Annotated in this window: 14 protein-coding genes; 1 reads left to right on the forward strand and 13 read right to left on the reverse strand. The window is 36.1% G+C overall.

Annotated elements, in window-relative coordinates:
* The first annotated feature begins 90 nt into the window (after positions 1–90).
* Positions 91–1083, forward strand: coding sequence for a hypothetical protein (locus tag JM81_RS00195; RefSeq protein WP_144800217.1), 993 nt, complete (start codon positions 91–93; stop codon positions 1081–1083).
* Between the two features lie 23 nt (positions 1084–1106).
* Here the strand turns inward: JM81_RS00195 and JM81_RS00200 are convergent, their stop codons facing one another.
* From JM81_RS00200 to JM81_RS00260, 13 genes are all read right to left on the reverse strand, one after another.
* Entirely contained in the window at positions 1107–1748 is a 642-nt protein-coding gene (locus JM81_RS00200; protein WP_261374913.1) for a CatB-related O-acetyltransferase, read from the reverse strand.
* Between the two features lie 28 nt (positions 1749–1776).
* Positions 1777–2376 carry an acyltransferase gene (locus tag JM81_RS00205; RefSeq protein ID WP_144800218.1) on the reverse strand — a complete coding sequence of 200 codons (600 nt, stop codon included), beginning with the start codon at positions 2374–2376 and terminating at the stop codon, positions 1777–1779.
* A gap of 5 nt (positions 2377–2381) precedes the next feature.
* Positions 2382–3317, reverse strand: a complete 936-nt coding sequence (locus JM81_RS00210; protein WP_144800219.1) for a hypothetical protein — start codon at positions 3315–3317, stop codon at positions 2382–2384.
* A 3-nt stretch (positions 3318–3320) separates the two neighbouring features.
* A complete protein-coding gene (locus tag JM81_RS00215) occupies positions 3321–4751 on the reverse strand; it encodes a lipopolysaccharide biosynthesis protein (protein ID WP_144800220.1) in 1431 nt (476 codons plus the stop codon).
* A gap of 76 nt (positions 4752–4827) precedes the next feature.
* On the reverse strand, positions 4828–5922 hold the full coding sequence (locus tag JM81_RS00220) for a GDP-L-fucose synthase family protein (protein ID WP_144800221.1): 1095 nt from the start codon (positions 5920–5922) through the stop codon (positions 4828–4830).
* Between the two features lie 5 nt (positions 5923–5927).
* Positions 5928–7043: a GDP-mannose 4,6-dehydratase gene (gene gmd / locus JM81_RS00225; protein ID WP_144800222.1), complete on the reverse strand. Its 1116-nt coding sequence runs from the start codon at positions 7041–7043 to the stop codon at positions 5928–5930.
* Between the two features lie 228 nt (positions 7044–7271).
* Positions 7272–8213, reverse strand: a complete 942-nt coding sequence (locus JM81_RS00230) for a hypothetical protein (RefSeq protein WP_144800223.1) — start codon at positions 8211–8213, stop codon at positions 7272–7274.
* A gap of 87 nt (positions 8214–8300) precedes the next feature.
* On the reverse strand, positions 8301–10322 hold the full coding sequence (locus tag JM81_RS00235) for an Ig-like domain-containing protein (protein WP_144800224.1): 2022 nt from the start codon (positions 10320–10322) through the stop codon (positions 8301–8303).
* Positions 10323–10588: 266 nt separating this feature from the next.
* The gene (locus JM81_RS00240; protein WP_144800225.1) at positions 10589–16624 is read right to left on the reverse strand and encodes a T9SS type B sorting domain-containing protein; all 6036 of its coding nucleotides are present in this window, start codon (positions 16622–16624) and stop codon (positions 10589–10591) included.
* Positions 16625–16835: 211 nt separating this feature from the next.
* Entirely contained in the window at positions 16836–18161 is a 1326-nt protein-coding gene (locus tag JM81_RS00245) for a UDP-glucose dehydrogenase family protein (RefSeq protein ID WP_144800226.1), read from the reverse strand.
* Between the two features lie 104 nt (positions 18162–18265).
* Positions 18266–19540, reverse strand: a complete 1275-nt coding sequence (locus tag JM81_RS00250) for a nucleotide sugar dehydrogenase (protein ID WP_144800227.1) — start codon at positions 19538–19540, stop codon at positions 18266–18268.
* Between the two features lie 83 nt (positions 19541–19623).
* Positions 19624–20634: an NAD-dependent epimerase/dehydratase family protein gene (locus JM81_RS00255; RefSeq protein WP_144800228.1), complete on the reverse strand. Its 1011-nt coding sequence runs from the start codon at positions 20632–20634 to the stop codon at positions 19624–19626.
* Positions 20635–20696: 62 nt separating this feature from the next.
* Positions 20697–26999, reverse strand: a complete 6303-nt coding sequence (locus JM81_RS00260; RefSeq protein WP_222430279.1) for a PKD domain-containing protein — start codon at positions 26997–26999, stop codon at positions 20697–20699.

Consider the following 26999-nt stretch of genomic DNA (forward strand, 5'->3'; position numbering starts at 1 on the left):
ATATATACCTAATAGATTTATAGGGGAAGTTTATATTTACGCTTACAATATTACGATTTTTTTTTAGTTAGGTATTTTAAAATAAAACGAATGGAAATCAAAAAGAAAATAATTCTTAGACCTGTTGGCGGACTTTGTAACCGACTTAGGGCGTTAGATTCATTTTTTGAGATATGCAAGAAATATAATTTTGATCTGGAAGTTTTATGGACAACGGACGTAACACTTAATTCAACGTTTGACAGTCTGTTTGATCCAATATCATTTAATGATATTAAGGTGACAATTATTAATTGCCCTGATGGATTTCCAGAGAGGAATTTGATGAAAATTGGCAAGTCTAGTACTGGGGATTTTGCCATTGATTTAAATAAAAACAGTAATCCTGTAAAAAATTACATAAAGAAGTTAATTACCACTAAAAATTTATCACTAGAACATAGGAAAATTTTAGCAGAGATAAAGAAGTTGGGTTTTAACGCCGTTATCCGTAATGAAAACTTGGATAAAGTTTATCTTCAAAATTCCAGTTTGGAAACGAATATTAGGGTTTTGGACCAAAATTTTATAGATAGAATTACCCCTATTATTTCAGATGCGGTCAATAACAGCAATAAATTATATATTAATTGTTGTTATCGTGTTGCGGAATTAAAATCCAATTATGATTATTTAAGGCCAATTGACAGTATTGGTAATAAAATTAATAGCATTTCTAAAAATTTTGGAGAAAACATGATAGGCCTACATGTTCGTAGAACTGACCATGTAGCCTCTAAAGCTATTAGTTCCAATGATAAGTTTAAAAAGGTTGTAGATGCTGAAATAGAAAATAATGCTGACGTAAAGTTTTATCTTTCTACAGATGACCCTGTATTTAAAGATGATTTTATCAAAGCATATCCTAACAAGATAATTACCAATGATGTAAATTCTTATGATAGAAATAATTCATTGGCCATACAGGATGCAGTTGTGGATTTGTTCTGTTTGTCAAAGACAAATAAGATTTATGGTTCGCACCAAAGTTCATTTAGCCAAACAGCAGCTGATATTGGAGGAAAAAAAGAAATTATTGTTTAGGCATTAATTATATGGCTGAATTTTTAATTCAGTTTTTTCATAAAATAATCAATATCCGTAAATAAGTGGGCGTTCTCTTTTATCCATTCAAAATCCTTATTCCACCATTTAAAGTCTAATAAATACTTAATTTGTGGCTCAGGAAATCTAAATTTTATGATTTTGGCTGGTACGCCACCTACAATGGCATAAGGAGGTACATTTTTAGTGACGGTTGCGCCGGTGGCAATAATTGCTCCATCACCAATTGTAATGCCGTCCAAAAGCGTTACGTTAGCCCCGATCCAGACATCGTTTCCAATTAGTATAGTATAGGGTTCATTTCCTTCAGTTGGAGTAGGGAACTCAGGAAACAATTGTTTTTGGGTAAAACTGAAACCAACTTGTTTCCTAGTGGAAAAAAAAGAAGGATGGGTGCTTACAAAAGTATGTGTTGGATGATTTCCAAAAACACATTTTACATCTGGTCCTATTGAAGAAAATTTTCCAATTTTTGCATTCATTAAAATGGTATCCCTTCCTAAATAAGAGGCAAACCCAAGTTTACTGTTTATTAGTGCGGCCCGGGTAGATAGCAGGTTGTGACCTTCAAAAATAGAATTTTTTGAAAATTCACAATTTATACCAAAGTAAATGTTCTTTTTTTTAGATAAAGATTTCTTCATCCAAAATTGGTACAAGGAAGACCCTAATCTATGTATGTAATAATTCAATTTTCTTTATAAATTTTGCTGGGTTACCACCCCATATTTCATTGTCCGGTATTGATTTGGTTACAACTGAACCTGCTCCAATTATTGAATTTTCACCAATAGTTACACCTTTTAGTATAATACTATGGGCTCCAATAAAGGTATTATTTTTAATATGAATTGACTTCGTATTAGGAATATCTGTTTCTGATTTTTTCCTTAAAGTTGGCTGTAAGGAATGAAAGTCTGTGTCGTATATTTTAACACTACCTCCAATTTTTACGTTTTCTCCAATAACTACATTGTCGTGTGCAATTATTGTTGCATTCGATATTCCCGTATAATTGCCGATTTTCAAATTTCCCGTAACTCCTAAATCAATAATCATTTTTGTATCTCCACCAATTGGGTTCGATCTTCTTGATGAATTAAATTTTACTTGGGTTCCTAATTCCAATCTACCCTGGCCTGTAATTAAAATTATACCGGATATTTTAGGAAAATCAGTATAAATAATATCCTTACGTTTAAAAGTTATCTTATTAAAAATAAGATTTTTTAATGCGTAAATTTTCCAGTAAATATTTAAAATATAATTCATATTAATTACCAATAGCAACCGTCTTCGACAGCATCTTTTTTAGCGGGGGTCTCGCTTATTAAAGGACGGCTCCAATGATTGTTATATAGTTTTGAAATTTCTGGATGATTATCCCAACGGGAACCTTTTATTCCAAATAAAATTTGGGTTGCACCCCCCATGTGAATAGCTTGTTTACCCATTCTTTTGGCGTGTGCTCCAAGAGATAAACCATATGCTCCACAACCAATAATGGCAACATCATAGTCAATTTGGTCCATTTGCTCTTTCATGTAATCCAATGCCTCAAACCAAGTATTGAACTCACTTGGTTGTCCTGCAATCGTTTGGACTGCTTTGATTGTTTTTAATTCAAAATTTGGTAATATTTCCGGGTTTTCAAATAATTCATCATTCTTTGAATATTGACTTATTATGCTTTCTTCAAAAGGATGGATTACGAGAACTTTTTTCCCTGTAAGAGCTTTGCTCCAAGGATTAGCATGATAATAAGGTTCAATGTCCTTAAGTGGAATTTTTATACGGTTTTTAATTGTCTCTTTAAGCAGATGTTGTTCCTTTAGCCACACGCCTAAAATGTCTATCTGCTCAATATCTATAAGCGCCTGTTTTGCAAAATTTTCTATAGTTTCCTTATATGCAGGAAATATACCAGCATTTACATGTGCTTGTTGAATTACATTATTGTTTATTTCAAGATTATTGGTTCTTCCTAATACATAATCAAAATATTTACTTATTCCTTTATTGGTGTTTAAAAACGCAGAGATACATTCAAATTCTACTGCACCGATCCTTGCCACTAAAAAGGGTTTGTTGGAGGATAACAAATTATAAATTTGGTCAGATGCATTTTGCCCCTCATAATCAATTTTGAAATCTTGCGTATTACTGGCAAAATAAGAATATAATTTCCTGAATATTTTTAATATAATTTCCATTCTTTACTTTTTGCCCAATCTGTTTATGATGAAATTCTTCAAATAATTAAAATCATTTTTTTTGGTTAAATAGGCTAAGGAATAAAATGATAATGTTCCTACTAGCGTGGCAAATATGATTTTAAAATATAACGAATTAATATTGGAATTTATATATGTCAAGGCTAAGAAAATAACAAGAGCAATAATTAAATATGTATATAGACCCGATAGTTGTTTCTTAATTCCATAGCCTAAAAATTTACCTGGATAATATGCATTGATTATAAAATGGATAATTGAAGTAACGGCCTCTGCAGCTGCAATGTAAATAATACCAAAAGGTAACGCGGCAATAATTAAAACAACTCTTATTATAATTTTAATGTAATGTTGTCTAAGAACCAAGTTCGTCTTATTAAGAACATATAAAATATTAATGTTGACACTTATTAAATTATTAAAATATCTAGACAAACAGAAAAGTTGTAAAATGGGCACTACCGCAATCCATTTATCTGTCAATAATAAAAGCACAATAGGTTCTGCCAAAACTGCAAGAATAATTGTAATTGGTAATGTAATTAAATGCAATAGTTTCATTACCCTTTCAAATTCAGACCTTAAACTCTTGTTATCCTTGTTTTTAGCCAGAGAGGGCAGGAGAACATTATCTAAAACAGAACCCAGCGTACCAATTGCAACATCAGGAAATTGCATTCCCCGTGTATAAAACCCTAAATCTGCAGTACTTACCACTTTAGCGATAAATAATGATGAAAATTTGCCTACAACAACATTTAATAAGTTGGAAACCATTAGGTTTGAGCCAAATTTAAACAGATTTTTAAAAGATGATTTAGAAAAGTATATTCTATATTTATAGGTGTTACTTATAGTAAAAAATAACAACATTAATACTGATCTTGATAAGTATTGAAATACCAATGCCCATACACCAAAACCGTTATATGCTAAAAAAATAGCAAATAGGCCACTTAAAATTATTGCACTGGAATTAATTTTTGCAATAGTTTTAAAATCTAAGTCTATACTTAGTAACGTATTTGGTATTGCAAATAAAGCATTTGAAATCAAGACTAAAGAAAGAACTCTTAGAAGAGAGACCAAACTAGGTTCTCCATAAAATGAACTAATATAAGGGGCACAGAACCATAAAACTATATATATACTTGAGGCTATTACCAAATTAAAGGTAAAAACTGTACTTATATCATCTTTGGACTTATCATTCTTTTGAATTAAAGCCTTTGTAAATCCGGAGTCAATTAAAATTTGGGCTATGGCAGTAAAAACTAATAAAATACCGACAACACCATAATCACTGGGGCTTAAAATTCTTGCTAAAATTATGCCTATACAAAACTGTACACCTTCATTACCAAATTTTTCAATACTATTCCATATAAATGCAGCTGATTTTGATTTGGTCATTATTAAAATTTAAATAGCATGAAAAGGTAGAACAATTATAAAATCATATAATTGCCAAAAATTATACAGTAATTATTTAACTGTTTTTACTTAAATACCAATTGTAAATATTAAGTATACCTTCTTCCAATTCTATTTTATGTTTCCAGCCCAAAGCATTTAATTTTTTAACACTGGTAAGTTTTTTTAAAGTTCCATCTGGCTTATTTGCATTAAAATAAAAACTACCATTAAAGCCGATTTTTTCTTTGATGGTATTTGCCAAGTCATGGATGCTGATATCTTTTCCTGTACCTATATTTATATGAGTATTTCGAATTTCTTTGGAATCTATTGAATACGTGTCAACAAAATCTCTATTCTCCATTAAAAATACACAGGCATCTGCCATATCCTCCGACCATAAGAATTCTCTCATAGGTTTTCCGCTGCCCCAAATTTCTACGGTAACTTCTCCAGAATCATTTTTTGAAATCCCATATTTGTTAAGTATGGCTGTTTTGTCCACTATACTATCATTAGAGGAAACTCCCTCAATAGGTAAGTTGGCCAAATCCTTGTCTATAGTTGCCCAATCATTTTGTTCCAAGGCCTTTCCCAAATGAATTTTTCTAATCAATGCCGGTAAAACATGCGATTTTTCTAAATCAAAATTATCGTTGGGGCCATAAAGATTTGTTGGCATTACAGATATATAATTTGTCCCGTATTGTAAGTTATAGCTCTCACATAACTTAATCCCAGCAATTTTCGCTATAGCATATGGCTCATTGGTATACTCTAGTACATCAGTAAGCAAGTACGATTCATCCATTGGTTGTGGACAGGATTTTGGATAAATGCATGTACTACCTAAAAACATTAATTTTTTAACCTTGTTAAGGTAACTTTGATGTACAACGTTATTTTGTATCATCAAATTCGCATAAATAAAATCTGCCCTATACGTATTATTTGCAACAATGCCGCCCACTTTTGCGGCGGCAAGAAAAACGTAGTCTGGTTTTTCCTTTGCGAAAAAACCAGCTACTGCTTCCGTATTTGTTAAATCAAGTTCCGCATGCGTACGAAAAATTAAGTTGGTATAGCCACTTTCCTTTAGCTTTAATACTAAGGCACTTCCAACTAATCCTCGATGACCTGCTACATAAATTTTCGAGTTTTTCTCCATCGTCTCTATTCGAAATAATTTAGGATACGGTATCCACCATCTTTTAAATATTGATCTTTCTGCATCAATTTTACATCACTTTGCATCATATCCTTAACAAGGTCTACTAAATCATATTCTGGTTTCCAACCTAACTTATTATTTGCTTTGCTAGGATCACCAATCAATAGATCTACCTCTGTGGGCCTAAAATATTTAGGATCTACGGCCAATACTTCTTTACCAATTTCTAATTGATAATCTGGGTTGTTACATTTGGCAACATATGCCTTTTCATCAACTCCCGTTCCCTTAAATTCCAATTCTATACCAACTTCGCTAAAGCACATTCTTACGAAATCCCTTACTGGTGTAGTTTTACCTGTAGCGATAACCCAATCCTCTGCTTCATCTGCTTGCAATATCATCCACATCATCCTAACATAATCCTTTGCGTGTCCCCAATCTCTTTGTGCATCTAAGTTACCTAGGTACATTTTATCTTGAAGTCCCAATGCTATTCTAGAAGTTGCTCTTGTAATTTTACGAGTAACGAAAGTTTCTCCTCTAATAGGTGACTCATGATTGAATAAAATACCGTTACAAGCATACATTCCATAAGCCTCACGATAATTCACGGTAATCCAATAGGCATACATTTTTGCTACTGCATAAGGACTACGTGGGTAAAATGGTGTTGTTTCACTTTGTGGTACTTCCTGAACCTTACCATATAATTCAGAAGTTGAAGCTTGGTATATACGAGTTTTTTCAGTTAATCCCAATAACCTTACGGCATCTAATATCCTTAGTGTTCCAAGACCATCTGCATTACCTGTATATTCTGGTGTTTCAAAAGATACTGCTACATGGCTCATAGCTGCCAAATTATAAATCTCGTCTGGCTGAATTTCCTGTATAAGTCTAATTAGGTTAGTACTATCTGTCATATCCCCATAATGAAGCACAAAATTTCTTTCTGTTTCATGCGGATCTTGATATAAATGATCTATACGGTCTGTATTGAATAAAGAAGAACGTCTTTTTAGACCATGAACTTCGTAACCTTTCTTTAATAGAAATTCACTTAAATATGCGCCATCTTGTCCGGTAACTCCTGTGATTAGTGCGACTTTTTTCATAAATAGAAATTGGTTTGTATTTGTATTTTATTTTTTTATACTTTTTTGAACTAATATGTTCTTTAACGTCATAAACCTGATTAAATTTTGCAAAACTACAAAATACCCTATATTCATGCTTGTATATTTAATTTTATATAGAAGCAATACCCTAATATTATCCATAAATGCATATTATAAAAGGGTTTAGGTTCAATACTAAAAATTACAGTGATGTAAGCAAAATTTTTAAAATTTGCTTTTTAAATAATTTTTGTAATGATTTATGTCGGTAATTTTTTCTGTTAGAGATTTCCAATTGAAAATTTCCTTACAAATGAATATATCATACTTTTTGTTATTGATAATCGTTTCATTTGTGTTTAATGGAAACTTAATTTCAGATACTTTATTGTTTAAATAATGTGGGGGAGAGTGGGTATGTGTTCCTTCAGCATCAAATCCTATGTTTTTTACCAAATTTTTACTTGGAACAACACTATAACCTTTATTTATAAATTGAGTAAATGCCCATGGAAAGTCCCAGGCATCTATTTCATCTTTTAGACTTTGGGCAACTTTTTTGTGTAAACCTATAACGGAAGCCTGATCCCATTTATGACCGCTAGAAACGTAAGACAAAAGATCAGAGGAATTGAAGTCTTTTAAAACTTCCTTGTATTTCTCCCATCTACTTTTCCATGTGGCCCAGCCCCATGTAAACGAGTATCCTGCATAAAAATAATCCTCATTTTTTAAAGATAGTTTTTCATTTAAATTAATTCCGGTGATACTGAAAATTTCTTTGTTATTTTTAAAATGTTTTAAAAAGTAGTCGCAGAAATTAAAAAAACTTTGTGTGGGTAGAATATCATCTTCAAGTATTATTCCTTGTTCTTCATTTTCAAAAAACCAATTAATAGCGGATAATGGCCCATACTTACAACCTAAATTCTTATCTGAAAATTTGGTAATTATTTTACAATCCCAATCAATTTCTTTAAGAATATAATTCCGAACCTCTTCTGTTAAACCAAAATCAGTTTCGTGTGTAGGTCGTGGGCCATCTGCCGCTACATATAGTTTTTTAGGAGCATATGCTTTTATTGCAGGTAATACTTTCTTGACTTTATCAATTCTATTGAAGACAATCAATAAAATAGATGATTTATCAGTATCAATGTTGTTCATTCGTATCTAAACATTTTAATTTTTAAATATAACGAACAACTATCCTAAAAATTCTATTAGTTGGTTCTATTTTCTTTTTAGATAATACTAATTTGGAATTAAAAAATCAACCAATGAAAATACAGTGTTGCCAAAATCAAAGTTCAATACATTTCCATTTCTGGAATCCCATAGGGTCGAAACTTTGTTTACTCTACAATCTATCATCTTATTTCCATAGTTAGGACGATTTGCCGCAAAAAGCCCTAGAGATAAATTTTCGAAAGTTATATTTTGAAAAGTATTGTTCTCTGCTGGTGAATTGCTTCTTTCCAAATGGTGGAAAACTACGCCGTACATGCAATCCTTGATTTCACCATTAATGAACATATTATTGTTACCTGCATTGGTTTGATTATAAATATTCCATTCGCTGGTATCTCCTCTATCCCATTCCAAAAATTGAATTCCGTTGCCATTGGTTATGGAGAAATTTTCAAATCTGTTATTAGTAGCTCCATTGGCAATTTGGATAGCATTGTGGTATTGTTGTTCAGGAAAATTTCCGGTTATGGAGAAATCCTTAAATACATTACCTTCTACACCTGCATATGACAGTTCTAAACTTGTATTGATTATTTTAAAATTTGTAAATACATTATTGTTCATCTTGTGGAAGCCACCTAAACCATGTCCTGGGTGTTCCAGATCGCCAACTTTTTCAACAATTAGGTTATCAATTCTATTTCCGCTACTGTCTCCCCATAAGAAGACATAATAATCACATGCATTAATATTGTTGTCAGAATAAACTTGGTTGTTCAATATGGTATTGTTGTCACAAGAATCAAACAATAACCCACCTGTCCCAGCATTAATAACAATTGAATTTGTTATGTAAGAGTCATCTAAATAATAGCTTGGAAAAGCTCTTCCACTTTGGGATTTAATTTCAGAGGCTATATTTACAGCAATGATATTATCCAGTTTAATATGGGAGGCCCTATTGCTATATACCCCATAAGACATTTTCCTAATTTGGAAATTACTGATATTAATATATTGTTTTTCAATAATTATAGCGCTACCGGCCCTATTTTCCCTAGCTTCATTAATACCGGATAACGTAGGTAGATAGTTGGCATTAACATTATCATTTTGATTTTTATAATCTTGATAAGATACTGTCGCTGAGTTTGAAGCCACTACATCCCCTGGTTGAGAAGTGTATCCTATAAAGGAAATAGGTTGGTTCTCATTGCCTGAATTACTTACTTCTAAATGTCTGTTGCCATAATCACCAGCTTTTACATAAACGATATCCCCAGCTCTTGCTGTTCTAAAAGCATGCGCTATATCCCAAGATGACTGTTCGCTACGTCCGTCATTTGAAGAATTACCATTGGTCGTTACAAAATACACATTTTCACCTGTGGTAGGTACTTCTGTTTTACTGATGGTTACTGAACCTTCTTCAGTTGTTACTTCTCCATCTTCATTGACTTCTTCGGTTACATAAGTAAACGTATCGGTTTCTTCTTCTGTAGTGTTCTCTTGACCAGTGGTTTCTTCTGTTTCAACTGGAGGGTCATTATCCGTGGATTCTGTGGTTTCTTCCGTAGAATTATCAGTTTCTGTATTTGTAGTTTCCGGTTCTGAAGTTTCTGGTTCAGTGGTTTCCGGTTCCGTAGTCGTTGTTTCCGGTTCTGTTGCGGGTGTTTCTGTCTCTTCAGTTGTGGTCTCAGGCTCTTCAGTCGTTTCTGGCGCAGGTTCCGATACCGGATTGTTTGATGTTTCGTTATTTACTGGCTCAGCCGATTTTGGCGTGTAAGTCAGTGTATTGTCATCATTAATAGTAATTGTACCAGATTTAGGTAACGAGGTTTCAATAATTCTTACATTGCTCAAATCATCAAAACGATCATTCTGTAAAACATCCAAAATTATTGCATTGTTACTTTGCAAAATAAAGGTGTCATCCAAAACCCTATTTTCTATACCAGCGGTAGGATTGGAATTATTCACTACATAGTCTGATAATATATCAGAATCTTTGCTGCAGGATGTTAAAAAAAGAAAGACAAAAGAAAGTAAGAACAAGGTAGTAGGTAATTTTAGGTTAAGCTTCATAACAAGGATAAGATTTAAACGATTTAAACTAATTTGGGGATTCAAAAATATTTATAAAATTTTTATCATCGATGAAATTCACATTTTATTCGATGAATTACCCAAACATTACGTTTCGTCTAAACCATTTAGATTTTTTAAAAGTCCATATTTCGATGAAATGCAGCTTTTATTAACATTTTTAAGAAAAAAAATCGAATTTCACCCATTTTTACCTTTTTTTTTTGATTCTAATGCCAAGAAATTTTTGCTCAATTGATTTCCTGTTATCGGATTAAGCTAAAATGACCACTAAATTCTATAGGTTCATTATTTATTTCATCAATTAAATTCACTTTGAACCAATAATCTGATTCTGTCATTAAACTATTATTATAAGTACCGTCCCAACCAGGACCTAATGGGTCTAATTTGGTAAGTAATTTACCATGTCTATCATAGATGTAAATGTCCAATTGCGATGTTATGTTTAAATTTTCAACACCCAAAGGTTTCCATGTTTCATTGGCACCATCACCGTTTGGACTGAAAAATGTAGGATAGTTTACTATTAAAAATGGACTACTGGCTACCGTAAACTCACAAGAAGATTTTGCCCTAACATACCCAGTATAGATACCGCCATCTACATTTTCAAAAATATTACTTTCTTGGTAGGGACCTTCGGCACTTGTTATGCTATATTCAAATTGGTCAAAAACTAAAGGATTTTCATCCACGATCAATCTAACACGGTTACCGGAATCCAATATGTAACTTTTGGCCGTTACTTCTACTTCTAATGTTGTAGGTTGCAGTACTTCTTCTATTGTGGTAGAATACGTAGTAAATCCGCCACATTCCATTGTGGATCCAATCTCATAAATTTCCAACGTATATGTTCCTGCTGCTGATATTGCAAATATTGCTTCTTCTACACCGTCATTATCCACATCATTGTCCGGTGTCCAATCATATCTGTAATTTGGGCCTAAATCTTCCCCTAAATATATAATCTCTATAAGTCCCGTTTCCTCAGAACAAAGGCTTAAGGTCGTAGGAATGTCCAAAATAGGTTCATTCAATATCGTAACATCAAAAGAAGCTTCGTTGGCACAATTTGGATTATTATCCGCTTCTGCATATATATAAATAGTTTGGGTCGATATGATCTGGTCACCTTCATTTAAAGCTGTTCCGGTTCTGTTTGGACCTGTAAAATAACTTTGACTATCCGGTAGTGACGGCAAAATGTAAAATTCACAAGATTCTACATTCTGTACCATATCTACTGTAGGAATTTGTGTTATCGTAAGCGTCACTGAAACTCTTTCACTGGAACATGAGGTAATGGGGTCAAAAATTTCCGCGTAATATAGATATTGACCAGCGGCTGTTTCATTTGGTGTAAACATGTTACCTGTAGCTACGGGGACACCTCCGTTATCAGAAGTATACCAATTTATAATTTGATTGATAGGGGGCGTGTCTACCGATAAGCTGGCGGTAGCTTCTCCACTACAATTAAAACCATCTACAGGGTTGGTAGGGGCTGATAATGTAGGGCAGGTGCAATTTGGCGCGGTAACCGGCAATGTAGCTGTACAACCATTATTGTCCACTGTAATGGTAATATCGGTTCCGGCCGGTATGTTAATGATTCTATCGTTTCCAACAACTGTTCCCGCCGTAGTGGTCAGTATACCGGTTAATGGTTGTAACGTTACTTCGTAATTCAATAAGTCTGCCGTACATGTATTTGATACAAGAATTGGGGTAGGGGTGGTGTTAATGGTAACATCAAAACTATTTTCATCCGTACAATTAGGATTTGTGCCAGATTCTGCAAATATATATATGGTTTGTGAACTTGTTATTAAATCGTCGGCATTTAAGATCGTCCCAGTTGCATTAGGACCGGTGTAATAGGTATTGCCAGGATTCAACGCAGGTAAGGTATAAGAATCGCAGGAAGCGGGCGGGTTGGCCAGACTATCTGCAACGGGTGTATCAATAATCGTTAATACTACCTCTGATCTAATACTTGAACATGACGTTACAGAATCAAAAGTTTCCACAAAATAAGAATAAGTGCCTGTAAGGGTTTCAGTTGGTGTAAAGGTATTTCCTGAGCCCAATAAAACACCGCCGCTGGCTACATCGTACCAATTTAAGGTATCTCCTCCTGTAGTTGGTAGATCTGCTGATAAAGTGGCCGTTGGTTGACCCGTACAATTACTTTGATCTTGAATGTTTACCGGTTCATCCAATGTTGGACAATTACAATTAGGAGCAGTAATGTCTAAATTGGTTGCGCAACCATTATTTGTAGCTGTTACAGTAATATCTGTACCTGCAGGAATATCCGTTATGGTATCATTACCTACAACAGTGCCGGCGGTAGTGGTAAGTGTGCCGGTCAAAGGTTGAAAAACTACCTCATACGTTAATAAGTCAGTAGAACAAGTATTGGAAACAGGAATAAGGCTGGGGGTGGTATCAATATTAAGTATAAAACTACTTTCATCTGTACAATTGGGTGTAGTTCCTGTTTCTGTATAAACATATATGGTTTGCGATGTTGTAATAATCTCACCGGCGGTTAATATAGTTCCCGTACCACCAGTACCTGTGTAATAATTATTTCCGGCTGATAATGCGGGTAGGGTATAGGAATCACAAATGTTTGTTGGAACAGTAATGATATCAGCAGTTACCGATGGATTTATGGTATAGGTTACGGCTGTTCTTGTTGCACTTGTGCAACCAGTAGTGGATGATGATGCCTCTGCGTAATAGGTATATGTATTTGGTGCAGTTTCGATAGAGGTATAGGTCAGTCCTGATCCCAAAGAAACCCCTCCGGTCGGGCCACTAAACCAATCTATAGTATCTCCGGTACCCAGAGGGTCTAGCTCAACACTAATTGCAATATTTGCACTGCCTTCACAAGCTGCTTGATCAGTAGGGTTTATAGGTGCCGTGGGTACTGTATTAACCGTAACGGTTTCGGTAATAGGGGTGGCCAGTGTTACTAAACAGGAATTTACACTATCCTCAACACTACTAATAGAAAGGGTTGTATCAATAGATGCCGCTGTTACTGTTATTGTTGCGGTACCAGTAATTGGGTCTAGCACAACAGCAGTAGTACCACCACCATCTATATTATAATTAACAACATCATCAGGGTCACCAGTAATGGTAAATATAGCATCCTCACCTTCGCAAATATCCGTATTGCTGGTTAAGGTAGGTATTGTGGGTCCTGGTGTAACTTGAAGAGATGCAATGGATTCTTCATAGCATAAATAATCATCCCCTCGAACCCAAACTCTATAAAGGTTACCATCCATTGCTGCGGTAACACCAGTTACCGTTAAAATATTTGTGCCAACACTATAATCTTCTACTATGGTCCAAGTAGTTCCGATATCCGTACTAACAGACCATTCGTATTCTATATTAGGATTTGTGCCAGCTCTGATTGCAGTTATATTAAATACAGCATCTTGCCCTTCACAAACAATGGTTGGGTCCGTCAATTGTGCTGAAATTGTCACAGGTTCTGCCAGTGTAATAATGGGCAAACCGGCATTTACAGGTGGGGTATAACCATCTGTTCCCGTTACTAGCCCGTTACCGTCTACCACTGGCACGCCATTACCAACATAACCATCATTGTCATCATTGGTATACCCTGCTTCCGTAGCATCAGGACACCCATCATTATCCGAATCATCATCTAAACAATCTATTAGACCATCTAGGTCAGTATCTTTGCTTATTCTAATATGGTCATAATTTCCTTGCTGTTGGTTTAAAGCGGCGTTGGCCTCGTGTATAATACGAATTACTAAATGCTCGCCAATAGATGCTGGGTCTGTTGATGGGTCTACGGAAAAAGAAAAATCTCTCCATTGACCATTGGGAGTGTCCTCTGGACCAACAATTAATTGATTTATAACGGTAAACACACCACCGGAAAAATAACCTGCCTGAATGGTACTTATACCATCATTTCTACCTGAATCAACTTGGTCTACTCCATCTCCTACGGCAATGGTAATTTCGTAACCGCCTTCCTCAATAATAATTGAATTCGCATTTCCAGCTAGTGTGGCTAAATCTTGGGTAATGGTAGCATCGCCCCCAAGAAATAAAAATGTATCTTCAAACATCGTACCAATTGGGTTGCCAATGTCATCTGGAATATCAATTAAACCTGTGCCATCAGTAACAAAATTTGGTGAGAATGTAGGTCCATAGGTTTCTGCATTAGGCATATGTAAACCACCACCAACACCTGTGTAATTCCAAAAGTTTACAATATTATCATATGGAAAACCGGGAGCGAAAAATGTTTGGGGAGCAAATTCAAAATTATAATATCCTCTTATGTTGATATTGCTGGTAAGATCGCATCCTTCATCTATATCTGTTAATCCGTCATTGTCGTCATCAAGATCAATATTTGTTTGCAGGGTATTGGTTGCATCATAATAGAAAAAATTACCATCTTCAACGCCATCACCATCGCTATCAAGTAACGTACATTGATTTACGAAATCTACGACGGCATAACTATTTCCCAAATATCCACCGGCTCCTGTTACCAATCCGTTAGCATCTATGTTGGGTAGGTTGCCCAATCTGCCACCACTAATATCCGTATATCCTGCTTCCTCAACATCTGGGCATCCATCATCATCAGAATCGTAGTCCATACAATCAGAAACTCCATCACCATCCGTATCCTTTACAATTTTAATATTGTCATAATTACCCTGTAATTGTAATAAGGCCAGATTTGATACATGTTCTATACGAACTGCAATAGCCTGCCCTAAAGCGGGATCACCAGCATTTACTTCTCCATTTACGGTAAAACTCGTCCAAAATCCGTTGGGAGTTTCAGAACTTTCTACGGTAAGTGACCCATTGGTTATGGGTTGAAAATTATCTGGATTTCCGTCATGATAACCAATTTCTATAATAGATCGGCCATCATTTCTGTAAAAATTATCATATTCTATTCCATCACCTATTGAAATGGACAGATCATAATGTCCTATTTCATATGTTCCGTAAACCGTTCTGGATACAATGCTTGCATCTCCATTGATGTAGGCATAAGTAGTACCTTCAGCAGCGCTAAAATGGTTTGTGCCATCTAAAGTAGTTTCTATTCCCGGTGTGCCTCCTAAGGAATAATCGTTCCAACCGGCTACAGGATAATTTGGTAGGTCGGCTAATTCTAACCCGCTATTGACAATTTGTATTTCACATTCATATTGGTCAGTAATACCATCATTGTCGTCATCCAAATCAATATCGTTAGGTACCCCATCTGCATCAAAATCATTATAATTGGGAGCGCAAGTATTTATTGCGTCATCGATTACTGCAATCTTATTACCTGTATATCCGCCTGCTCCAGTTACCAGACCATTGGCATCTACATTAGGTAACCCCCCAATAACACCACCGCCAGCATCTGTATGACCGCCTTCTACAACATCAAAACAGCCGTCAGCATCCCCATCAGAATTCAGATCCGTACAATTTGGAGCACCGTCACCGTCCGTGTCTATTTTTAGTTCAAATCCGTCATATGCAGCTCTGGTATCACTAAAGCCAATACCTGTATGAGTAACACGAATTAAAATACCTTGATTTAGTGCGGGTGATCCATTAGGTATACTAAATTGTATCTCAAACCGATTCCATCCCTCTGGTGTTGAAGCACCATCAACAGTAATGTTTGCTCCTGCAATAGGTTGAAATGCTGCGGCATCATCGCCGTAACCCATTTCAATATCACTAATACCATCGTTTCTGCTATCAATCGTACCAATACCGTCACCAACATAAAAAGAAAGAATATAATTAGTTTCTTGGTAAACCGATAGTGGCCTATTTGTAATCGCAGTTGCTGCAGGTATAGTTAAATAATTATTTAAAAAGAAATATTGGTTTCCCTCTGGTGTGTAAGGAAATGCACCTGTAGCTGATGGAGTTTCTATTCCTGCTCCTACAGCACTATCAACTTCCCAATCTATAGCGTCAGAAGGGTCATTTTCAAAACCAGCATTTCGTATTGGAACTTCGCATTCTTCACTGTCCAAAATTCCATCATTGTCGTCATCCAAATCACAAACATCACCAATGCCATCGCCATCAAAATCAGAATTGGTTATGTCAACTGTGTTTATACAGGTATCAACCCCATCTAGCACGCCATCATTATCCATATCCTGGGCATAAAATGATATAGTAAAAATGAAGAATAAAATTGTCAGGAAACTTTTTCTTTTCAACATAGTAGGTAATTAAGAGCTATTGAATCTATGTTCTAGTAGAATCAACACATGTAAAAATAGGCTGCAATTTTTATAAATGTTTTATTGATCGCCAAACGACAAAATTAATGGATAACAGTATTTATATCTGGTTTATTTTTAAATGATTATCAACAAAACGGCCAAGAATAAATAATTCTTGGCCTTTTCAAAAATTTGTGTGGATTGTATCTTATTTCTTACCAATTTGGTAATAAGTAAATCCTTTTTCCTCCATCCTTAATGCGGTATATTGATTTCTGCCATCAAATATTACGGGTTCATTAAGTCTAACTTTTAATTCCTCAAAATCTGGAGACCTAAACTCTTTCCACTCAGTTAGGAGTATCATGGCATCGGCATTTTTTAGGGTATCATATTTGGAGTCAAAATAAGAAACACTTTGTACGTCTTTTAAATAAAAAGTTTTAGCCTCGTGCATTGCCTTTGGGTCATAGGCTTGTATTTTGGCTCCTCTTTTTACCAGTTCCTTGATGATATATATTGCAGGTGCTTCACGCATATCATCGGTTTCCGGCTTGAATGCCAATCCCCAAACAGAAAACGTTTTACCTGTTAAATCTTCTCCAAAATGAGCAACTACTTTATTTGCGATGACAAATTTTTGATCATCATTTACTTTTTCAACAGCTTCAATTAAGCGCGGAGTGTACCCGTGTTGTTGTGCAGAGCGTTTTAATGCTTTTACATCCTTAGGGAAACATGACCCCCCATATCCGCTACCGGGATATATAAAACTATATCCTATGCGACTATCACTACCAATACCAACTCTTACTTTATTGACATCCGCACCTACCAATTCACATATATTGGCCACTTCGTTCATAAACGATATTTTAGTAGCCAACATGGCATTTGCCACATATTTGGTCATTTCTGCGGAGCGAACATCCATGGAAATCATTCTGTTTTGTGTTCTAAAGAATGGCGCATACAAAGCTTTCATTTGTTCTTCTGCTTCTTGAGATTCTACTCCTATGACAACACGGTCCGGTTTCATAAAATCATTGATGGCATCTCCTTCTTTTAAAAATTCTGGATTGGATACTACCTCAAATGGAATTTGTACTCCCCTTTTATCCAACCGTTCTTGAATCTTTGCTTTTACTTGATCCGCTGTTCCAACGGGTACGGTGGACTTATCCACAATAACCAATTTTTGCTGCATGTGGTCCCCTATATCAGAGGCCACTTGCAAAACATACTGTAGGTCTGCAGCACCGTCTTCACCCATAGGTGTTCCAACGGCAATGAATGCAATATTTGATTTTTCTAGACTCTTTGCTAAATCTGTACTAAAAAATAATGTTTTGTTTTCCACATTTCTTGAAACCATTTGCTCAAGACCTGGTTCATAAATGGGAATAATGCCTTTTTTTAAATTATCGATTTTATTCTGGTCGATATCTACACAGGTTACGGTATTACCCATTTCAGCAAAACATGTTCCACTTACCAGGCCAACATACCCAGTTCCTATTACTGTTAAATTCATAGTATTTTATATTATTGGCAAGACTTAAAGATTGTTCTTTGTAAATCTTTGATATTCTACAAACGAAGGTTTGCAAAATTAATTTTTTAAAATTTAAAATATTTTTATAATCTGGCCGTATAGCCATTTACCAGTTTTCCTTTAACATCGTAAATTAATGTTTTTTCATGCTGAAATTTTGAAAGATCTTCTTTTAAAAATTTATCATGGGAAACTGCTAGTACAATAACATCAAATTTTTCATTGGGTTTTTCCTGTGTAGTTACAAGACCATACTCTTGAAATACCTCTTCTGGACTTGCCCAAGGATCATATATCGTTGTTTTTACCCTATATTCATTTAAATTATTGACTAAATCAACTACTTTGGTATTTCTTACATCTGGACAATCTTCCTTAAAGGTTATACCCAATATCAATACTTTTGCATCTTTAACCTGCGTATCATGTTTTAGCATTAACTTAATTATCTGCAAACTCAAGTATTCTCCCATGCCATCGTTAATTCTTCTACCCGCAAGTATCAAATCTGGATTATAGCCATGTTCTTGGGCTTTTTGGGCTAGGTAATAAGGGTCTACACCAATACAATGTCCTCCTACCAATCCTGGTTTAAAAGGAAGAAAATTCCACTTGGTGCCTGCAGCTTCCAATACATCGTTTGTATCTATACCCAATAGAGCAAATATTTTAGCAAGTTCGTTTACAAAAGCAATATTAATATCTCGCTGGGTGTTTTCTATAACCTTAGATGCTTCCGCAACCTTAATAGTAGGTGCCAAATGGGTGCCGGCGGTAATGACCGACTTATATAATTCATCTACTTTTTGACCAATTTCCTTTGTGGAGCCAGAGGTAACTTTTAGGATTTTTTCTACAGTATGTTTTTTATCCCCTGGATTGATACGTTCCGGAGAATATCCTGCGTAAAAATCTTTATTAAAGACCATTCCGCTACTTTTTTCTAATACGGGAATACAAATTTCTTCCGTAGCACCAGGGTAAACCGTAGATTCATATATGACAATATCATTGGGCTTAAGAACTTTACCTACTGTTTCACTAGCTTTTATAAGTGGTGTAAAGACAGGCCTTTTGGTGTCGTCAACTGGGGTTGGTACAGTAATGATATAATAGGTGCAATCTGCAAGTTCTTCTATAGATGAACTACATACCAAACCTTTTTCTTTTGCGTCTAAATTCTCAACTAGAACCTTTTGCAAATCCAGGTCGCTCAATTCAAGTGTATTGTCTTTTCCCGCATTGATTTCATCGACTCTTTTTTGGTTAATATCAAAACCAACAACTTTATATTTAGTAGCAAAAAGTGCCGCTAATGGAAGTCCAACATAACCTAACCCAATTATACCTATTTTCATTTTTATATATGTATTATTATTCTAATTTAAATTTGGCACCGGAATTTTCCATATACCACAAAATTGCACTTTAGACTTTAATATTAATACTGCTGTTTGTACCATTCTACAAAATTCCTAATTCCTTCATTTAAATTGGTTGTTGGTTGATAACCGTAATTAAATTTTAAATCCGAAATGTCTGCGTACGTTTTATATACATCACCATCTTGCATTGAAAGCATTTCCATAATAGCTTTCCTTCCCAAATGATGTTCTATTGTCGAGATAAAATCCATTAACTTAATTGGGTTTCCATTACCTATATTATAAATGGCATAATTTTCATTTTCTGAATTGGAAATAAAGCCAGTATCTATCACTTTAATTATACCGTTTATAATATCATCGATATAGGTGAAATCCCGTTCTAAATTACCATTGTTATATACAGGAATTTTCTTATCCGCCATTATGGCCTCTATAAATTTATAATAAGCCATATCTGGTCTTCCCCATGGTCCATATACGGTAAAGAAACGCAATCCGGTTGTTTTTAAATTAAATAAATGACTATACGTATACGCAAAAAGCTCATTGGATTTTTTGGTTGCCGCGTAAAGGCTTATGGGCTGGTCTACATTATCACTTGTGGAAAATGGCATTTTTTTACTATTTCCATAAACGCTGGAGCTACTGGCATATATAAAATGTTCAATGGCAAATTGTTTAGCATTTTTTAGAATATTATAAAATCCTATAATATTGGAATCTATATATGTATCTGGATTGGTAATACTATATCTAACACCGGCTTGAGCAGCTAAATGTATTACATGGGTAAAATGTTCTGTCTTAAATAGATTATCAATAAATGGCGTATCGCATATATCGCCTTTATAAAAAGAAAAATTGTGCAGACCATTTATCTTAAGTCCAATTTGGGAATCAGATATATTGTCTATACCCAATTCCCTTAGTCTGGCTAATTTTAAATTAACGTCATAATAATTATTTAAATTATCTAACCCTATAACCTCATGTCCACTAAGAAATAATGCTTTGACTAAATGAAAACCAATAAAGCCTGCTGCACCGGTAATTAAAATTTTCAATATGTTGTTTCGTTAAATGGTGATTGTTTACAAAATATTTCCATTTTCAAAATAAACACTAATTATTCAATCTTAATGACTTTTTTAATGGTTGAGTTGTCATTTGAAGTTTTTATAATTTCCATTAGGTACATTCCACGGCTTAAGGTAGATAAATCCAGCTCATAAATTTCTTCATGATCATTCTTAATCATTTTCTGGAAAACTAATTTACCATAAATGTCATAGAAACCAATATTTATGCCCTCGTTCATGAATTTTGAAAGTTCAATCTTTAAAGTCTCGCCCCTTACTGGATTTGGATAAATTATAATATCATCTATGGAAGCATTGTTCAAGGTTTCATTTAAGGTAATTTGAACATTGATGATAAAGGAACATCCATCCTCTGTTTGTAACGTGTATATACCACTATTAGAAATTTGGGCGTTTTCAATCACCAAAGGTAACACGTTCAATTCCTTATTGAGCGGTCCTGTAACTGTAAACATTTCATTATTAGGCTGTAAACCAAGTGTTAGGTCATCCCCAACGAACGCTATAACAGTTGTAGCGTTCAACTCTTGATCTCCATTATTAACGGAGTAATAAGTATCAATCAATTTAGCACTACAATCAATATTGCCTTCATTAACTGTAATAATCGTAGAAGTAGTATCAGTAAGGCCTTCACTATCCGTAACTGTAAGTGCTACAGTATAAACACCCGGAGTGTTATACGTGTATTGTACATTGGCGTTCTCTGCATTTTCTCCATTACCAAAATCCCATTCATAGGTAGTAATTAAGGTGTCATCTGTTGAATTAGATCCAATAAATTCTACGGTGAGCGGAGCACCACCTTCTGTTAAATCAGTATCTAGTATGGCAACTGGTGCTTGATTGCTTGATTCATTGACAAAGATGGTTACATTTTTCTCGTTTGTAAGGCCCTCCACATCTGTTACGGTTAGGGTAACCAAATATTCACCCATAAATTCATAAGAATGGTTTACGTCAATTTCATTTGATGTGGTTCCATCTCCAAAATTCCATTCATAGGAAACTATGCCATTGTCATCCGTAGAACTTCCTCCTGAAAACTCTATAAGCAAAGGCGCATTTCCAGAAAGCGGGTTTGCCTCAATTTTAGCTACTGGAGGTTGATTATCCAGGTCATTGACAGAAATAATAATGCTTTCAGTATCCGATGCACCATTGGAATCCGTTACAGTAAGCGTAACTTCATAATCTTTAATGGTTTGGAATGTATGACTGACATTTTCACCGCTTGCCGTGTTACCATCATCAAATGACCATATATATGAAACAATTTCGTCGTCATCTGTAGAATTGCTAGCTGAAAACTGTACATCTAGTGGAGCATTTCCTGAAATAGGATTTGCATCAATAACTGCCTGTGGCATTTGATTGGCGGTATCGTTGACCGTGATAGTTATTGCTTCCGAATCGGTCTCATTAAACTCATCGGTTACCGTTAGCGTGACATCAAAAGTTCCACTATTGGTAAAAATATGAGTAGGGTTGTCCAAAGTTGAGGTAGCCCCATCATCAAAATCCCATGCATACTCAAGGGTACCGTCATCGGTAGAGTTGCTGCCCGTGAACTGTACTTCCAATGGGGCCGAACCTGAAATAGGGTCAGCCTCTATTACGGCCACCGGCATTTGATTGGCGGCATCGTTGACCGTGATGGTTATTGTCTCCGAATCGGTCTCATTAAACTCATCGGTTACCATTAGCGTGACATCAAAAGTTCCACTATTGGTAAAAATATGAGTAGGGTTGTCCAAAGTTGAGGTAGCCCCATCATCAAAATCCCATGCATACTCAAGGGTACCGTCATCGGTAGAGTTGCTGCCCGTGAACTGTACTTCCAATGGAGTCGAACCGGAAATAGGGTCAGCCTCTATTACGGCCACCGGCATTTGATTGGTGGCATCGTTGACCGTGATGGTTATTGTTTCCGAATCGGTCTCATTAAACTCATCGGTTACCGTTAGCGTGACATCAAAAGTTCCAATGTTGGTAAAAATATGAGTAGGGTTGTCCAAAGTTGAGGTAGCCCCATCATCAAAATCCCATGCATACTCAAGGGTACCGTCATCGGTAGAGTTGCTGCCCGTGAACTGTACTTCCAATGGAGCGGAACCGGAAATAGGGTCAGCCTCTATTACGGCCACCGGCATTTGATTGGCGGCATCGTTGACCGTGATGGTTATTGTTTCCGAATCGGTTTCGTTAAATTCATCGGTTACCGTTAGCGTGACATCAAAAGTTCCACTGTTGGTAAAAATATGAGTAGGGTTGTCCAAAGTTGAGGTAGCCCCATCATCAAAATTCCATGTATAGGTTAGAGGTCCATCATCGGTAGAATTATCACCTGTGAACTGTACTTCCAATGGAGCGGAACCGGAAATAGGGTCCGCATCAATGACTGCCTGTGGTATTTGATTTGGAGGGTCATTGACCGTGATGGTTATTGTTTCCGAATCGGTTTCGTTAAACTCATCGGTTACCGTTAGCGTGACATCAAAAGTTCCACTGTTGGTAAAAATATGAGTAGGGTTGTCCAAAGTTGAGGTAGCCCCATCATCAAAATTCCATGTATAGGTTAGCGGTCCATCATCGTTAGAATTATCACCTGTGAACTGTACTTCCAATGGAGCCGAACCGGAAATAGGGTCCGCATCAATGACAGCCTGTGGTAATTGATTTGGAGGGTCATTGACCGTAATTGTAATGGTATCCGTGTCAGTTGCATTGGAGCCGTCAGTGACGGTTAAGGAAACCGTATAAGTTCCGGTTGTAAAGATATGCTCCGGTTGTTCCAATGTAGATGTACCGCCATCCGCAAAGTCCCATGCATAGCTAAGGGGTCCGTCACCGGTAGAGTTGCTACCCGTGAACTGGACCGTTAATGGGGCATTTCCAGAGGTGACATTGGCCTCAGCCACAGCGACCGGTGATTGGTTGCCAGTATCCAGAACTGTAATGTACGTAGTTTTTTCGTCACGTAAGCCACCATCGTCAAAAACCGTTAGGCTAACCAAATAGGTTCCTGGCGTATTGTACAAATGTGATGGGTTTTTAACATTCGAAGTGGTATTATCCCCAAATTTCCATACGTATTGATTGACTGTACCGTCTTCATCCGTAGATGCATTTGCATTAAAACTAACATTTAAGGGAGCATCCCCGGTAAGCGGTGTGGCAGTGAATTCTGCAGTAGGGGGTCTGTTTCCATTGGTTGCAGTTAGATTGATGACTTTCAAATTGTCAAAATAGGCTGTGCCCGGTTCTAATTTACTATAGTTACTATACAACCATAAGTCTAAGGTTTGGGTATTTCCTGGAACAATAATAGATCCTTTGAACGTGGTCCAATTTTGAGTAAACGTATAGCTGCCAATTGGTGGGTTTGCATTGGAATTATCGCGTACAACCTCAAATGCTGCATTGTTATTTCCTTTTCCGTCAAGTTCAAGATATAGTTCATCACCAGCTTGTATTCCAAACTTTTGAAGATTTATTGTCACGGTAAAACGTGCCCATGGATTGTCACTGTCATTGTTTATGATTTCCAAAGCGCATTCTGATCCATTGGTTTCAATATTGGTTCCGTTTGCTTCATCTAACCCAGTATTTAATGCCCCTGAAGTGATGAATATGGAAGGGTCGCCATTTGGTAAGTAGTTTGGACAACCTTCTTCCTGATTATCTTCCAATAAAGATAAATTAATCGTAGTCTGGCATCCAGTAGGTGTAGATACCACAAATTGTCCTACATTGGATGTATCCACAAAGCCATCATTTCTATTTGGATTGTTCCAAGGTGGTATTGCTATGATGTCTACTGAAGTATCTAATCTATAATAGCCATCTGCAGTCATCTTAGTGCTATCCAAAGAACTTATGGTAGGCCCATCATACTGTGTTGTGGTTATATAATATTCTCCTGTAGCATTTGCGGCCTTAATATAGACTTCGGAACCTTCGGGAACTACTATGTCCGTTCCTTGGATTGGGGAGCCATTAGCTCCGATTTTATATTGTACTGTTAAATAATTACCATTACAGTTTGTGATTTGTGGATTATTGGTGTCAAAACCTTCATTGTAAAGTGCCTGTATCTCAGCAGGCTCAAGAACTTTATTATATACTTTAAGTAAATCAATTTTACCACTTATCTCATCTGTTATACCACTGTCGTTACCACCATAAGTTACTGGAATATTTCTGCTTCCATCCTCATAAAATCCAGATGCCGTAAATTTACTAAGGTCAGAATTATCGTTTACCAGTTTAATGGGGCCACTTATTTGTCGCCTACAAACTTCTACACCGTTGGCATAAAGTATTGCAGTATTGCCATCATATGTTGCCGCTAGGTGCACCCAAGTATTTAATGGTGCATAGCCGGAATAGCAATTTAATGCCTCTGCTTCTGTAGAAAATGCCCATTTATACAAGGTATTGTGAAAGCCAAAGAACATATTGGGATATGATTGGCTAAATATGCCTACATTAGCAACTTTTCCACTTCCGGAAATTACACTATTACTGTTTCTGTATACCCACGCAGATAGGGTTATAGAATTTGCGGTAGATGCCAGTTCTTCACTGTAATCTATTTCTAAAAGTGAATTACTTGTAAATTCAAGTCCGTCAAATTCCAGGGCATTTCCAATTATACCTTCTGGCCAAGAATGCTGATTTGCCGTAACCGGATCTCCGTTATCATCTCTTTGTATAATTGTACCATGATTACCGTATTGGGAATTATCAGGAACAATGGTTCCTGTTGATTCGTCAAATTGCATGTCCAAAACTAAATTGGAATTATTGGATAACGGAATTTCAGAACCAATTTTAATGGTATGGGCAATTGACGGTACACCATTATTATCAATAGCAAATAACATATAATACCCTGGAGGAAGCAGCTCACGATTAGGAATTTCTATGTCATAAGAATTACCGGATGTAGTGAAATTTACAGGGATTCTGCGCTGTTCATTATTTGTAGAATGTGTAGCTGCGGAAAAACGTATTAAGCTGAATTGTTGTATTCCAGGTGTAGCCTCTACATTAATTGTAGTATCATAACCTGAACTTTCAGGACCATCGATTATTTCTGGCCTTTCCGCCAAAGTATTATCGGACTTGAACAGATAAGGCGGGCTATATATTTCCGCATTCATGTGATTGGTGCATCCTTGTGTTAAGGATAATCCGTCACAAAGTCCACCGCCACCTACAAATACCCTACCGTCTACCATTAAAATAGCAACACTATGATAAGTTCTTGGTATAGACATTGCCGCTACCGTACTCCATTTGTTCCCACTATCGTATGGATTGAAAATTTGAGCACCTAAAACAGCTGTGTCATCTGTAAAAACAGCTGCTTTTTGTAAACCACCTGTAATCAGGACCTCTCCAGTAGGTAATACAGTACTGTTATGCATAGTTCTTGCCAAGCTCATGTTACCGGTAAAAGTAACCGTAGGGGCAGGGTTGGGCCCTGTTCCATTAATATCAATGATAAAAGAATTATCTCGCGCAGGGGTAGTGCCATAATAATCTGCACCATAAGCTGGTGCGCCTCCAGTTTTCAATATTTTACCAATATCGAACATTACCGTATTACCCTTCATGGAATAACCATCTGAAACCCCTGCGCCAGAATCTTGGCGTTTACCTGCGTCAACTATGCTCCCCCCTGGTACATCAACGTCTATCCAATGCATTCTTTCACTAGGACCCGCATGAAACAATTTCCCATTAGGTGCTGGCCATAGCCAAACATGGTTGTCTGTTCTGTAGTTTCCTTGGGTTTCCATTGCTAAATCCTCATTAACATAAATATCCTCGCCTTGTATATTAGGTAATTTCAACCATCCTGTTAGGGAAGAATAAATTTCCGCATCCCTGTTGCCATAATTTCCACCACTCCATGAACCTCCAACAGTAAATACCGAACCATCTGATAACGTAACATTTCCTTGATAGCCCCGTGGAATATTCATTTCGTCCGCTACGGTCCAGGAATTGGTCCTCCAGTCATAAATACTGGTCCTTTCGCTACTGGTTCCCCCGGCAGATAAAATTCTACCATCGGCAAGATTGTTTATGCCGGGACAAAACATGTCATGATCGGTGTTACTTGTAAATTCACCCAATGATGCACCTAGGCCATTATTGGCTTTAGGGTCAAAAAGTTCGGTAAAAGTCATTCCGTCTCCTTCAACAATAAAAGTGTCCCTGAATTGAGATGACCATGTAAGTAAATTTCCGTTTGGTAAATTTGCTACTGCAACAGGTACTATGCCAAATTCAATTGGATCTCCCCACTTTCCCAT

The sequence above is a fragment of the Maribacter sp. MAR_2009_72 genome (genome assembly GCF_007827235.1).
GTDB classification, from domain to species: Bacteria; Bacteroidota; Bacteroidia; order Flavobacteriales; family Flavobacteriaceae; genus Maribacter; species Maribacter sedimenticola.